The organism is Kiloniella majae (assembly GCF_002118315.1).
GTDB lineage: Bacteria > Pseudomonadota > Alphaproteobacteria > Kiloniellales > Kiloniellaceae > Kiloniella > Kiloniella majae.
Genome location: NZ_MTSZ01000006.1, coordinates 106,874 through 119,525 on the forward strand (window position 1 = coordinate 106,874; position 12,652 = coordinate 119,525).

The 12,652-nt window shown below is 42.3% G+C and carries 13 protein-coding genes; 10 read left to right on the forward strand and 3 right to left on the reverse strand.

Annotated features, from left to right (window positions below; genetic code table 11):
- Nucleotide 1 precedes the first annotated feature (1 nt).
- Complete coding sequence (locus tag BKB51_RS16285; RefSeq protein ID WP_085902179.1) at nucleotides 2-244, reverse strand: hypothetical protein; 243 nt, start codon at nucleotides 242-244, stop codon at nucleotides 2-4.
- Nucleotides 245-501: 257 nt separating this feature from the next.
- On the opposite strand from BKB51_RS16285, the gene BKB51_RS16290 reads away from it, so the two are divergent.
- From BKB51_RS16290 to BKB51_RS16315, 6 genes are all read left to right on the forward strand, one after another.
- The gene (locus tag BKB51_RS16290) at nucleotides 502-2,286 is read left to right on the forward strand and encodes a sensor histidine kinase (RefSeq protein ID WP_085902180.1); all 1,785 of its coding nucleotides are present in this window, start codon (nucleotides 502-504) and stop codon (nucleotides 2,284-2,286) included.
- A 9-nt stretch (nucleotides 2,287-2,295) separates the two neighbouring features.
- Nucleotides 2,296-3,693: a sigma-54-dependent transcriptional regulator gene (locus BKB51_RS16295; protein WP_085902181.1), complete on the forward strand. Its 1,398-nt coding sequence runs from the start codon at nucleotides 2,296-2,298 to the stop codon at nucleotides 3,691-3,693.
- Nucleotides 3,694-3,927: 234 nt separating this feature from the next.
- On the forward strand, nucleotides 3,928-4,908 hold the full coding sequence (locus BKB51_RS16300; RefSeq protein ID WP_085902182.1) for a TRAP transporter substrate-binding protein: 981 nt from the start codon (nucleotides 3,928-3,930) through the stop codon (nucleotides 4,906-4,908).
- A gap of 92 nt (nucleotides 4,909-5,000) precedes the next feature.
- The gene (locus tag BKB51_RS16305) at nucleotides 5,001-5,543 is read left to right on the forward strand and encodes a TRAP transporter small permease (RefSeq protein ID WP_085902183.1); all 543 of its coding nucleotides are present in this window, start codon (nucleotides 5,001-5,003) and stop codon (nucleotides 5,541-5,543) included.
- Nucleotides 5,543-6,904, forward strand: a complete 1,362-nt coding sequence (locus BKB51_RS16310) for a TRAP transporter large permease (protein WP_085902184.1) — start codon at nucleotides 5,543-5,545, stop codon at nucleotides 6,902-6,904. Before BKB51_RS16305 ends, BKB51_RS16310 begins: the two co-directional genes overlap by 1 nt.
- Nucleotides 6,905-6,980: 76 nt before the next feature.
- Nucleotides 6,981-7,424, forward strand: coding sequence for an SRPBCC family protein (locus BKB51_RS16315; RefSeq protein ID WP_085902185.1), 444 nt, complete (start codon nucleotides 6,981-6,983; stop codon nucleotides 7,422-7,424).
- A 23-nt stretch (nucleotides 7,425-7,447) separates the two neighbouring features.
- Here the strand turns inward: BKB51_RS16315 and BKB51_RS16320 are convergent, their stop codons facing one another.
- On the reverse strand, nucleotides 7,448-8,272 hold the full coding sequence (locus tag BKB51_RS16320; protein WP_158090258.1) for an alpha/beta hydrolase: 825 nt from the start codon (nucleotides 8,270-8,272) through the stop codon (nucleotides 7,448-7,450).
- A 245-nt stretch (nucleotides 8,273-8,517) separates the two neighbouring features.
- On the opposite strand from BKB51_RS16320, the gene BKB51_RS16325 reads away from it, so the two are divergent.
- From BKB51_RS16325 to BKB51_RS16340, 4 genes are all read left to right on the forward strand, one after another.
- The gene (locus BKB51_RS16325; RefSeq protein ID WP_085902187.1) at nucleotides 8,518-9,627 is read left to right on the forward strand and encodes an S-(hydroxymethyl)glutathione dehydrogenase/class III alcohol dehydrogenase; all 1,110 of its coding nucleotides are present in this window, start codon (nucleotides 8,518-8,520) and stop codon (nucleotides 9,625-9,627) included.
- 105 nt (nucleotides 9,628-9,732) lie between these two features.
- Nucleotides 9,733-10,596 (forward strand): S-formylglutathione hydrolase, encoded by an 864-nt coding sequence (gene fghA, locus BKB51_RS16330; RefSeq protein WP_085902188.1) that lies wholly within the window; start codon nucleotides 9,733-9,735, stop codon nucleotides 10,594-10,596.
- Nucleotides 10,597-10,718: 122 nt separating this feature from the next.
- Complete coding sequence (locus BKB51_RS16335) at nucleotides 10,719-11,012, forward strand: hypothetical protein (protein WP_085902189.1); 294 nt, start codon at nucleotides 10,719-10,721, stop codon at nucleotides 11,010-11,012.
- Nucleotides 11,013-11,195: 183 nt separating this feature from the next.
- Nucleotides 11,196-11,921, forward strand: coding sequence for a substrate-binding periplasmic protein (locus BKB51_RS16340; RefSeq protein WP_085902190.1), 726 nt, complete (start codon nucleotides 11,196-11,198; stop codon nucleotides 11,919-11,921).
- Between the two features lie 94 nt (nucleotides 11,922-12,015).
- Here BKB51_RS16340 and BKB51_RS16345 read toward each other — a convergent pair whose 3' ends face one another.
- Complete coding sequence (locus BKB51_RS16345) at nucleotides 12,016-12,636, reverse strand: YceI family protein (RefSeq protein ID WP_085902191.1); 621 nt, start codon at nucleotides 12,634-12,636, stop codon at nucleotides 12,016-12,018.
- Between the last annotated feature and the right edge of the window lie 16 nt (nucleotides 12,637-12,652).

A 12,652-nucleotide genomic window follows, 5' to 3' on the forward strand; every position in this document is an offset into this window, starting at 1 on the left:
GTTAGGGAAGGTTGCCCTTTTCGTGTTGGTCGACGAGGTATCCTGCCCCTGCTCCCACAGCACCGCCTATAACTGCGCCACAAGTTACACAGCCGCCAGTAACAGCGGTGCCGACAACACCGACGCCAGTACCTATGGCACCGCCACTTAAAACACGTTGTTGCGTATTTGATAACCCGCTACAGGCACTGAGAATAAGCGTAGCTGCTACAATGATCACGAATTGCGGTTTTATTTTTGTCATAACCAACCCATTAGATTTAGTAGATGAGATTTGCTTATAAAGACTAGTGGCTGAGAAATCGTGTAGCTAATTTGGTAAATAAATGTGTTGAAAATGTGCCGCGTTGAGCTGCCTATTTTCCTAAATGCTTTGCATTCAAAGACATGTAGCTTTTAATTTACTGATGAGCACAAGTAAGATAGCTGTATATAAAGGATGTATAGATCTTACTTTTTTACGTAATCACCTCAAATTTCTAAAGGCTTAAATAGCGATCCATGTTTTCTTTCACTTATCAATTTTCCAGACAGGTATTGGGGGGGTGGATCTTTGTTATTGTAATCGGCAGTCTGTCGATCTGGTTGGCAAATTATTGGCTAGGGGCATCTACGGCCCTTGAATTAAGAAAAACGTCCATAGAACGATTGAGCCTGTATGAGGCAACGCTTCTCGGGGAGTTGGATAAATATCGTTATCTTCCTTTTGTTTTGTCCGGAAACGAAGACGTTAAAGAGTTACTGACAACATTTCAGGATGATACCTATTTTGCCAACAAAGTTAGCCAATCCCTTGCTGAGACAAACAATAAGGCCGAAGCCAATGTTCTCTATATCATGGATAAAAAAGGAAATACGTTAGCTTCTTCAAACTGGCAGGACGAGACAAGTTTTGTTGGGCATAACTATTCGTTCCGACCTTATTTTCAGGATGCCATAGAAGGTCGAGAAGGTCGTTTCTTTGCGATTGGAACGATATCGGGAATACCCGGTTTCTTTATGTCTCATCCAGTATACGAAGACAGTAGTATTATTGGGGCCGCGGTTGTTAAAGTAAATTTGACCCCATTGCAACAGCAATGGAATGATGGCGGAGAAAATGTTTTCATAACAGATGGAAATGGTGTGATCTTTTTGGCCAGTAAAAAAGATTGGCTCTACAAAAGCTTGCGGCCTATTCCCTCAAAACAGCTACAAAAGCTTCATCAAATCAGGCAATACGGCGCCTCAAATTTTGATATCCTTGGCACCAATCACGTCAGTGTCGCGGGCGATTTGGCAACAGAAATTGAAGGCAACGGGTATCTTGAGACGAAGCAGGATATTGCAAATACAGACTGGAAAATTCATTACCTTGTGTCAGTAAGTCCAATTACAGAAAACCAACGGACCATCGTCGCAATTGGAATTGGCGTTATTGTAACATTGCTTGTACTGGCCCTGTTTATAAGAGAAAGACGTCAAAAGGTTATTTCAACTCGCCGTGCATTAGAAGCGGAAAAAATGGAGGATATGAACCGGCAGCTTGAAATAGAAATAGAAGAGCGTAGACGAACGGAAAAAGAGCTCAGAGCTGCACAGGACGGGTTGGTTCAAGCGGGTAAGCTTGCTGCGCTTGGGCAAATGTCAGCAGCAATTGCCTATGAAATAAATCAACCGATTGCTGCTATTCAAAATGATGTTTCAAACTGTGTAACCTATCTTAAAGATGAAAATGATCAGGAGCTTAACAGCTCTTTGACCGAGATTTCGTCTTTGACGGAAAAAATGGGGATGATTACAGCACAATTGAAAAATTTTGCTCGAAAATCTTCAATGAAAATCCGACCAATTGATGTTGTAAAGGCCATAAACAGAGCGGGACATTTGATGCAACCCGTTTTAAAAGCACGATCCGTTCATCTTGAGATTAGCACTGCTCCAGAGGCAATGCTAATATCCGGGGATGAAATCAGGCTAGAACAGGTTTTTGTTAATCTGTATCGAAATGCAGTTGATGCTATGAAATTCATCAAAGATGAAAAGATCATATCAATCAATGCATTTGTTATAGATAATCAGGTTAATGTAACTGTATCTGATACAGGAACAGGTCTTGAAGACCATGTTTTAAACAAGCTCTATGACCCCTTCTTTACCACAAAATCAAATAGTGAAAGCTTGGGGCTTGGCCTGTCGATTACCTATGGCATTATAAAAGACTTAAAGGGCGAGATACAGGCGTCTAATAATCCAGATGGCGGAGCTTGTTTTGTTCTGTCTTTTCCCCGTCATATAGAAAAGTAGATCGTATAAATGGCACAGTTAGAAGAGCAAAATGATCAAGCCGCTATTGATGGCCCGGTTATCCTTATTGATGATGAAAGAGCAATAAGAGTTTCGACAAAACAATGGTTGGAATTGGCCGGACATAATGAAATAGACGATTTTCAAGATGCTCGATCTGCGCTGGAAAACTTGAATTGGCATTATCAGGGGATCGTGATTTCCGATGTTAAGATGCCAGGTATGGATGGGCTTTCTCTATTAAGGGAGATTAAGAACATCGACGCCAATATTCCTGTGGTATTGGTAACAGGGCATGGGGATGTTTCTATGGCCGTTGAAGCGATGAGAAATGGCGCCTATGATTTTATTGAAAAGCCTTTCGAGCCGGAACATTTGCTGGATATTGTTCGAAGGGCGTTAGAAAAACGCGCGCTTGTTCTGGATAACCGCGCTCTCAAACGTGACCTTGTTGCTGCGGAAGGTCTGGATGCCCGCTTGGTTGGTGCTAACCCTATTATGCGCGCTCTTAAAAGAGATATTATTGATATTGCGCCGACAAGTGCTTCCATTCTTATTCAGGGAGAAACAGGTAGTGGTAAAGAGGTTGTTGCCAGTTGTCTGCATGAATTTGGTGAAAATCCAAGTGGAAGTTTTGTAGCTGTTAACTGTGCCGCTATTCCAGAGCAAATGGCTGAAAGTGAATTTTTTGGACATGAGAAAGGCGCGTTCACGGGGGCACAATCCAGACGAGTGGGGAAATTGGAAGCGGCAAATGGTGGTACTTTGTTCCTTGATGAGTTGTCATCCATGTCAATGGATTTACAAGCAAAACTATTAAGAGCGCTCGAGGAACGCAAAGTTACGCCATTGGGCGGAAATGTTGCAAAATCGGTTCAGTTCCGATTAATAGCCGCCCTTCAGGAACCGCCCGAAGAAGCGATTGCCTCTGGACGATTACGCGAAGATCTTTATTACCGTATCGCGACCTTTGTTATGGCAATCCCCCCTCTTCGGGCGCGTAAAGATGATTTACCTATTTTATTCAGACTTTTAGCAAAACGTGCGGCGGAAACCTTTGGGCGTGAAATCGAAATGCCTGGCCCCGAAGGTATCGCAAGTCTGATGGCACATAATTGGCCGGGAAATGTACGGGAACTCAGGAATGCTGCTGAACGCTATGCACTGTCTACCCGCCCACCTGAAGAAAAACTTTCGATCATTTTAAATAGCGAAAAAGAAAGTCAGGTTAAAACATCCTTGCCCCTTATTGAGCAAGTCAGATTATTTGAGCGAAATGTAATCCTTGCATCTTTGGATCGACATAAAGGTAATGTATCTGCTGTTATGGAAGAGCTTTCTATTCCCAGGCGTACACTGAATGAAAAAATGGCCAAATATAATCTAAAAAGAAGTGACCACGAGTAAAGATTATCAATAAATTCGGCGGATTTTCGCCGATTTCCAGTTTTGCTTTCGGCAAGGTTCTGCTAGTCGCAATGAGCGTATTCTAATTTTGTAATATATATCAGCTGGTTATAAAAACACTAAATTGGCACGAGCTTTGCTGTTACACTTGTTGGTAATGAGTGATCGTTATCTACAAAATTCTTTGTAGTTTCTGTTTATAAAAAATAAAAATTATCCTATGGGAGGATACTCATGCGTAAACTTACTCTTCTTATGGCAGCGGCAGGCGTTGCACTTTCAGCTTTTGCTGCACAGGCTGAACCTATCATCATCAAGCTTAGCCATGTTACAAAAGAGACAGGCCATCCAAAGGGGGAAGCTGCTGCGCTTTTTGCCAAACGTGTTAATGAAGAATTAGCAGGTAAGGTAGAGGTTCAGGTTTATCCAAATTCAACTCTTTATAATGATGACAAGGCTCTGGAAGCTCTTCTTCTTGGTGATTTGCAAATGGCTGCACCTTCGCTTTCGAAGTTTGAAAAATATACAAAAAAATATCGCATTTATGATTTGCCGTTCCTGTTTGATAACATTCAGGCTGTTGATCGTTTCCAAAATAGTGAAAAAGGTCTAGAGCTTCTTGGTGCTATGGAAGATCGCGGCCTTCGTGCACTTGGCTATTGGCATAATGGTATGAAGCAGATTTCTGCAAACAAGCCACTGATTAAGCCTGAAGATGCTGAAGGTTTGAAGTTCCGTGTTCAAACATCTGATGTATTGGTTGCGAACTTCAAAACTCTTGGTGCCAACCCGCAAAAGATGGCGTTTAGTGAAGTTTATGGTGCCTTGCAGCAGGGTGTTGTTGATGGACAGGAAAATACTTGGTCAAATATCTACACCAAAAAATTCTACGAAGTTCAGGATGGAATTACAGAGAGTAACCATGGGATTCTTGATTACCTAATCGTAACATCATCTGAATTCTGGGATGGTCTTCCTGCTGATATCCGTGGCGACCTAGAGCGTATTCTCGCTGAAGTATCCCAGGAGCGTAATTCGATTTCTGCAGAAATCAACCAGGCCAATAAACAAAAAGTTATTGATGCTGGTGGTGTTGTCCGTACCCTAACAGCAGAGCAAAAAGCTGAATGGCGTAAAAAGCTTGCACCTGTCTGGGAAGAATTCACAGGTGACATTGGTCAGGATATGATCGATGCAGCCCTGGCTTCAAACTAATCCAAGTTTGACCTGAAAATCGTTTGATTTCTCAAATATAGGGGCTTGCTGGCAGCAGTTAAGCCCCTTTTATTATCTGGAAGCAAAGTCCCATGAGCAAATTCATTACGCAAATTGAGGAAAGCTTCATCTCCCTACTTATGGCAGCGATGGTCTTGGTCACCTTTTCGCAAGTCGTAGCTCGGTATGTTTTTAACAGCGGGGCTTTGTGGGCGTTGGAGTTAACGACCTATCTATTCGCATGGCTTGTTATTTTTGGTATCTCCTATGGCGTGAAGACCCACATCCATATCGGCGTGGACGCCTTTGTTAAGCTTTTCAAGACACCCGTACAACGGCTATTTGGTTTGTTGGCTGTTATAGCCTCTATCATCTATGGCGGGATCATGTTTTACGGTGGTTGGATCTATGTGGGTAAGTTGAAAAAAATCGGCATTGAAACCCACGATATGCCAATTCAAAAATGGTTATTTCTATCTATCCTTGTCATTGGAATGGGGTTGGTGATTTTCCGTTTACTTCAAGCTTTTTGGAACATCCTCACTGCAAAAGATGATTTCTCGATCCTTGGGGATGAAAGCAAGGATGCTATCGAGCAGTTTATGGATGACGATAAGAGCGAGGAACAAAAATAATGGCTATTCTTGTTCTCTTTACGCTATTGTTCCTCTTACTTTTGGTGGGAACGCCTATTGCATTTTCTCTTGGTTTGGCAAGCCTGACAACGATCATTTTCTTTTCAAATGATTCCCTTGGCTCCATATCTCTCAAGTTTTTTGAGACAATGGAACACTATACGTTGTTGGCTATTCCTTTCTTCATCCTTTCATCTGCCTTTCTTTCGACAGGTGGTGTTGCTCGACGATTAATACGTTTTGCGATGGACTGTGTGGGACACTTGCAAGGTGGTATGGCAATGGCATCGGTTTTGGCCTGTATGCTATTCGCTGCTGTTTCAGGTTCATCCCCGGCAACAGTTGTTGCGATTGGCTCTATCGTTATTGCTGGGATGCAAAAAGCTGGCTACTCAAAAGAATTTGCTGCTGGTGTTATCTGTAATGCGGGCACGCTTGGTATTCTCATTCCCCCATCTATTGTAATGGTGGTTTATGCAGCGGCAACTGATGTATCTGTTGGTCGTATGTTTATGGCAGGTGTTATCCCAGGTCTTATTGCCGGCTTAATGCTGATGATTGGTATTTATGTCGCCGCACGGGTTAAGAAGCTCCCTCGTCTTCCAAAAGCATCTAGTGCGGAAGTTTTTGCTGCCTTTGGTGATGCGATTTGGGGGCTGATGCTAATCGTGATTATTATGGGCGGTATTTATGGCGGTGTTTTCACACCAACCGAAGCAGCTGCTGTTGCCTCTGTCTATGCTTTTGTTATTGCTGTATTTGTCTATCGGGATATGGGACCACTTAAAGGGCGTGATACTTCTGAGTTAGCAGTTAGTGATTATTTGATCGCCATTCCTAAGAGTGTGTTTGATGCGGATGTTCGTAAAACCATTTTGGAAGCAACTAAAGTAACAATCATGTTGCTGTTCATTGTGGCCAACGCGATGTTGTTTGCGCATGTGCTGACAACGGAGCGTATTCCACAAACCATAACCAATGCTATTCTAGAAGCAGGCCTTGAGCCTTGGATGTTCCTGATTGTTGTGAACATTCTCTTGCTTATCGCCGGGAACTTTATGGAACCATCAGCGATCTTGTTGATTATGGCACCTATCTTGTTCCCGATTGCCATGCAACTTGGTATCGACCCAATTCATTTGGGCATCATCATGGTTGTTAACATGGAAATTGGCATGATTACACCACCCGTTGGTCTCAATCTCTTTGTGACAGCAGGTATAACGGGAATGCCAATTCTCAAAGTAGTAAAGGCAGCTTTGCCTTGGTTGATGATTTTGCTGGTCTTCCTGATATTGATTACCTATGTACCTATCATCTCTACTTTCTTGCCGGATCTTGTATACGGTGCACAGAAATAGCATTTAGAAAGGGGAGCTTAACCGCTTCCCTTTTTTATGACATCTTCTTATTTGTACTTTCAGGGATAAATAGTTAATGGAAATGACAGGTCGCTATATAATAAACGCACCTAGAGACAAGGTGTGGACAGCGATGAATGACCCGCAGGTTTTAAGACAGGCTATTCCTCGGTGTGACGAAGCTATCCGTCATTCGGATACAGAATTTACAGCGGTCTTTTCTTTTAAGTTAGGTTTTATCAAACCACGGTTGGAAAGCCTGATTTCCCTATCAGATATTGATGCGCCGAATTCGTATGTCATGACGGCTGAGGGTAAGGGGAAACTCGCAGGGTTAGCCAAAGGACAAGCAAATGTAACTCTTCATACCCAAGAGGAGGATAAAACCCTATTGGAGTTTCATGCCAGCGGAGATATGCAGGGAACAATAGCAGAGATGGCTTCCAAACTGGTGACAAAAACCGCGCAAAGGCTTGCCGATGATTTTTTTACGCGGTTTGATGAGGTGGTGAGCAGATAGACGTAAGATATTATTTTATAATATTATTCTGCTCCGACGTTTTTCATCGTTGGCATCACGTATCTATTCAAAAAGGCGGTAACATCTTTTTCTGCCCCGTGTTCATAAAGGTCCATATGAAACCCCTTTTCAAAAAAAGCAGCTTTCTTTTCACCTGGGATAGCCTCTAATAACTTGCGGGAAAATTGAACAGGAATAACCCCGTCTTTTTCGCCATGAAAAATAAAGACGGGTGCTTTGACGCCTTTTATTGCTTCATGAGATTTCCATTTGTCTTTTAATAAAAACCTTGCGGGTAAGAACCAGTATTTTGATTGGGCAACATCAGCAATAGAACTATAGGGTGCTTCCAGTATAACTGCTTTGACGGCATGTTGTGAAGCCAACCAAACCGCCATCCCTGTGCCTAGGGATTCCCCGTACATTATCAATTGTTCGTCGGTATAACCTTGGCTTTTTAGCCACTTCAACACGTCCAGTCCGTCGCTTTTAAAAGCTTGCTCTGAGGGTGTTCCTCCATGGCCAGCGTATCCACGGTATTCTACTTGAAACAAGCCATATCCAAGATCAGTCAAATAAGACAATTTTTTCAACCGATCACCTGTATGTCCCGCGTTACCGTGGAATGCAACAATCACAGGATAGCCGGGTTTCTTTACTGGTTGATACCAATGGGTTAATTCTATGCCATCAGATGTTGTCAGGGTAATTTCCTGTACCCCTGCCCCGCCATATAGCTCTGGCTTCGCGCGTACTTCTGATCCAGGGTAAACCAGTTTTGTTTGCAACAAATACATTCCGACGAGTACCAATGTGTAGAATGTTGCTGCAAAAATAAGAAAGTTCATTAACAGGCTCCTGAGACGCATACCACTACCTTGTTTTTAAATACCTATAGATCAGTACCTCATATTCATGATTTTATATATAGTATATGAACGACAAATGTTGTCGGGAAATGACATGAAATAATCGTGAGTATAACGTCATACTTTATATTGATTAATTCCTTATTGCCATCCATGGCAGTCGTGTTAATGAATAAACCGAGATAAGAGTTTAATTTACCTAATTCATCAGGGAGTGATAGATTATGGATGTTCGTGCTGCGGTCGCCTGGGGTGCTGGCAAGCCCATGACAATTGAAACTGTTCAACTGGAAGGTCCTCGTCACGGGGAAGTTCTTGTTGAAATGAAAGCAACTGGTGTTTGCCATACCGATTACTTCACTCTTTCCGGGGCTGATCCCGAAGGACTTTTCCCGACAATTTTGGGACATGAAGGTGCCGGGGTCGTGGTTGATGTTGGACCGGGTGTAACATCATTAAAAAAAGGCGATCACGTTATTCCCCTCTACACGCCAGAATGTCGCGAGTGTGATTACTGTCTAAATCCGAAGACCAATCTTTGTCAGGCAATCCGCTCTACACAGGGGCAGGGATTAATGCCAGATGGGACAAGCCGTTTTTCCATGGACGGGAAAATGCTGCACCATTATATGGGCTGTTCAACCTTTGCGAATTACAGTGTTCTTCCAGAAATTGCATTAGCAAAAATTCGTGAAGATGCGCCTTTTGATAAGGTTTGCTATATCGGGTGCGGCGTTACTACAGGTGTTGGTGCAGTTATCAATACGGCCAAGGTTGAACCAGGGTCGAATGTGGTTGTTTTTGGCCTTGGCGGAATTGGCTTGAACGTCATCCAAGGTGCCAAGATGGTTGGCGCCAACAAAATCATTGGCGTTGACCTGAACGATGATCGCAAGGCACTCGGCGAAAAGTTCGGGATGACGGATTTTGTGAATCCAAAAGATATCGACGGCGATCTTGTTGAAGCTCTTGTCGATTTGACAAACGGCGGTGCGGATTATTCTTTTGAATGTATTGGTAACGTGAACACCATGCGTCAGGCTCTAGAGTGCTGCCACAAAGGTTGGGGCGTTTCAGTGATCGTTGGTGTCGCAGGTGCTGGACAGGAAATCGCGACACGCCCGTTCCAGTTGGTTACAGGACGCGTATGGAAAGGGACTGCTTTTGGCGGTGCTCGTGGACGTACAGATGTGCCACAGATTGTTGACTGGTACATGGATGGTAAAATCAATATCGATGACTTGATCACCCATACAATGCCGTTGGACGATATTAACTCTGCGTTTGATCTCATGCATAGTGGCGAATCAATCAGATCTGTCGTGCTGTATTAATTTACATGCACACTTGAGGGGCCTTTTTAAATAAAGGGCCCCTCTTCTTTTTATGATCTAAAGTACCTTTCTTTTATCATCAGGCTATAATCAGGTTTCTTTTCAATGACAGAGCTTAATATTACCGACCTTGATCTAATTAGTGAAAACAAAATGTTTGGTGGTCTACAACGTGTCTACAGCCACCCGTCAAAGGTTTGTAACGGGTTAATGCGTTTTGCGATCTATTTACCGCCAGCGGCATTGAACGGGAATAAAGTACCTGTCGTAACCTATCTTTCTGGTTTGACCTGTACCGAAGATAACGTGACGGTTAAAGCTGGCGCACAACGTATTGCCAGTGAGCTTGGTATTATTTTTGTTGCCCCTGATACATCCCCGCGAAATCAAAATATCCCCGGTGAAGATGACAGCTATGATTTCGGATCTGCTGCAGGTTTTTATCTGGATGCAACCGAAGACCCATGGTCCGGTTCTTATAATATGTACAGTTATATCACCCGGGAACTGCAAGATGTTATTTCGGGTAATTTCCTTGAAGCAAATATGAATAGACAGGGCATTACAGGGCACTCCATGGGCGGTCATGGTGCGTTGACTATTCATTTGAAGAATCCAGATCTTTTTAAAACCTGTTCTGCTTTTGCGCCGATCTGTGCGCCGATGAGCTGTCCTTGGGGAGAAAAAGCATTGGGTGGATATCTGGGAACAGATAAGTCGAGCTGGATCGATTATGATGCAACAGAGCTCGTAAAAAAATCACCTTCTAGTGCTACTCTTCTTGTGGATCAGGGAGGTTCTGATACCTTCCTGGTGGAGCAGTTAAAGCCAGAGCTTTTACAGGAAGCTTGCGATAAGTCAGGGCAGAAACTGACCTTGAGAATGCAAGAAGGCTATGATCACAGCTATTTCTTTATGGCGACCTTTATCGAAGATCATCTGAAACATCATTTCAATGGCCTGTCGTAGGAAGTAAATCTGTCGTAAGGGATAAATTTAACACACTTTGCCTCTTGTAAAGGTTTTGGTCATAAATCCCGTGCCATTATCTTTTTCGTATTACAGGTAGTAATAGATGAAAGAGGCAAAGTATGTCTAAGTTACTCGTTTCTGGTGATAGTTTATCATCCCAAGACATTGAATTAATTCAATCTTTCTATAGAGATAATATAGAAAATGGCCATATTGGTGAAGTTTTGCCATTGGCGACACAAGACGGTGAACAGGTTGTTGCTGTTCTAACCCCGGATAATAGTAATTTACTGTGCGCATTTGGAAAGGTGTCAGATTGGTATTGTGCAATCGACACCCATTCTAATGTGCTTGCGAAGGCACAGGTGTTGGGAGATCTCGTCTCTAACCTGTCTCTGGCTTCTCTAAGTTAAGAATTATATTGAGAGAACACCGTACTTATATCGTAAGTACGGTGTTTTTTTATGTTCTATGTTGAAGAAAATTCACCAAAACAAAAGATCCCAAGTTAAGACGCAGAGTATGAATATTTTTTGCCAATAGCAAAATATGTTATATTAGCACACTTGTATGCTTAATTAAGATGAGGAGTGAGCATGAAGAAAGAGATTCTTACATTTTTTATGATACTCTTTTTTCTTTGGTCATTTTCCACGCAAGCACAAGAGCAGCTTGTCTTTACAGGGATTGAAAATTCTTCTTACGCCACGATTAGCAAGCGTGTGATGGAGGAGGCATATAAGCGTTTAGGGCGTGATGTAAAGTTTTCCGATTTACCGGCAGCGAGATCGTTAGCTGTCGCAAATTCGGGAAGAGTTGATGGTGAATTATACCGCATTAAAAATATCCATTTAAAATACAAGAACCTCATTATGGTTCCCGTACCCATCGGAATTATGGAAGGCGTTGCTATAACAACAAACCCCAAAATATCGATACAGAATTGGGACAGTTTAGCTCCATACCGTGTTTGCATTCGCAACGGTGTGAAATTTGCCGAAGCGGGCACCAAAAAAATGACGGTTGATGTCAGCAATTCCAATGAGCATCTTTTTTACAATTTGGGCTTGAATAGATGCGATATTATTGTTCTGGCGCGTCTTACAAGTATAAAACTTGCCCAGGATTTTGAGACGGAGATGAAGCGGCCTGTCCACTATCACGTGATACAAACTTACCCGTTGTTTCATTACCTTCATAAGAAAAACAAGCCGTTGGTTCCAAAGTTAACGAAAGTTTTGGAAGAAATGCAAACAGACGGCACCATTGCAAAAATACGGGCAAGCTATATTGAAGAGATATCTTCAGCGACTTCTAGCTGATAGTTAGTACTCGGTTGGGTAATTTGAATGAAATATAAATTAAACGGTTTTCGCCAGAGGCGTGGTATAGTTTAGTTACTTAAAAAAATTGTCTTCATGTGTTATCTCTTAAAAATTCTGCAGAAATTTGAAGCGTGACTTCATCACCAATAGCTGGGACAAGATCAGAGATATTATAATCCGACCGTTTGATTGTGCCTGTGGCAAAAAAGCCGAGTGTATATTTCCCTGTTAAAAAATTTACTGCTCCACCATTAAATTTTATTGTCATTGAAATTGGTGCTGTAATACCTTTTAAGGTCAAATTTCCCTTCATTTCGACTTCTGTGTCACTTACAGGGATAATTTTTGTGCTTTCAAGGTAGGCAAAGGGGTGGTTTTTACTATCAAACCAACTGCGACCACTAAGTTCAGCCTCAAAGTCTTCGTTATTAACATCTAGACTTGTGACATCAACTTTTGCAAAAAGCTTTGTTGTTTCTGGGGTCTGAGGATCAAAATCTAAAGACGCTTCTATCGTGTTGAACCTACCGTAATAATCAGAAAACCCCAGATGATTGAGAGAGAAAATTAAACTGGCATGATCAGGGTCTAATTGATAAGCGCCTTCTCTCCACTCTGAAACTTGTGTTTGCTGGTGATTAGATGGAATAAGGCTGCCGCAAGAGATTAAAAAAAATGTTATTGACGTTATTAAAATATGTCTGATTTTCATAAAATTTTCCCTGAAT

Bases quoted from the DNA above. Each gene is read 5' to 3' on its own strand.
- BKB51_RS16285 (WP_085902179.1), bottom strand. From the start codon at position 244: ATGACAAAAATAAAACCGCAATTCGTGATCATTGTAGCAGCTACGCTT.
- BKB51_RS16290 (WP_085902180.1), top strand. From the start codon at position 502: ATGTTTTCTTTCACTTATCAATTTTCCAGACAGGTATTGGGGGGGTGG.
- BKB51_RS16295 (WP_085902181.1), top strand. From the start codon at position 2,296: ATGGCACAGTTAGAAGAGCAAAATGATCAAGCCGCTATTGATGGCCCG.
- BKB51_RS16300 (WP_085902182.1), top strand. From the start codon at position 3,928: ATGCGTAAACTTACTCTTCTTATGGCAGCGGCAGGCGTTGCACTTTCA.
- BKB51_RS16305 (WP_085902183.1), top strand. From the start codon at position 5,001: ATGAGCAAATTCATTACGCAAATTGAGGAAAGCTTCATCTCCCTACTT.
- BKB51_RS16310 (WP_085902184.1), top strand. From the start codon at position 5,543: ATGGCTATTCTTGTTCTCTTTACGCTATTGTTCCTCTTACTTTTGGTG.
- BKB51_RS16315 (WP_085902185.1), top strand. From the start codon at position 6,981: ATGGAAATGACAGGTCGCTATATAATAAACGCACCTAGAGACAAGGTG.
- BKB51_RS16320 (WP_158090258.1), bottom strand. From the start codon at position 8,272: ATGAACTTTCTTATTTTTGCAGCAACATTCTACACATTGGTACTCGTC.
- BKB51_RS16325 (WP_085902187.1), top strand. From the start codon at position 8,518: ATGGATGTTCGTGCTGCGGTCGCCTGGGGTGCTGGCAAGCCCATGACA.
- fghA (WP_085902188.1), top strand. From the start codon at position 9,733: ATGACAGAGCTTAATATTACCGACCTTGATCTAATTAGTGAAAACAAA.
- BKB51_RS16335 (WP_085902189.1), top strand. From the start codon at position 10,719: ATGTCTAAGTTACTCGTTTCTGGTGATAGTTTATCATCCCAAGACATT.
- BKB51_RS16340 (WP_085902190.1), top strand. From the start codon at position 11,196: ATGAAGAAAGAGATTCTTACATTTTTTATGATACTCTTTTTTCTTTGG.
- BKB51_RS16345 (WP_085902191.1), bottom strand. From the start codon at position 12,636: ATGAAAATCAGACATATTTTAATAACGTCAATAACATTTTTTTTAATC.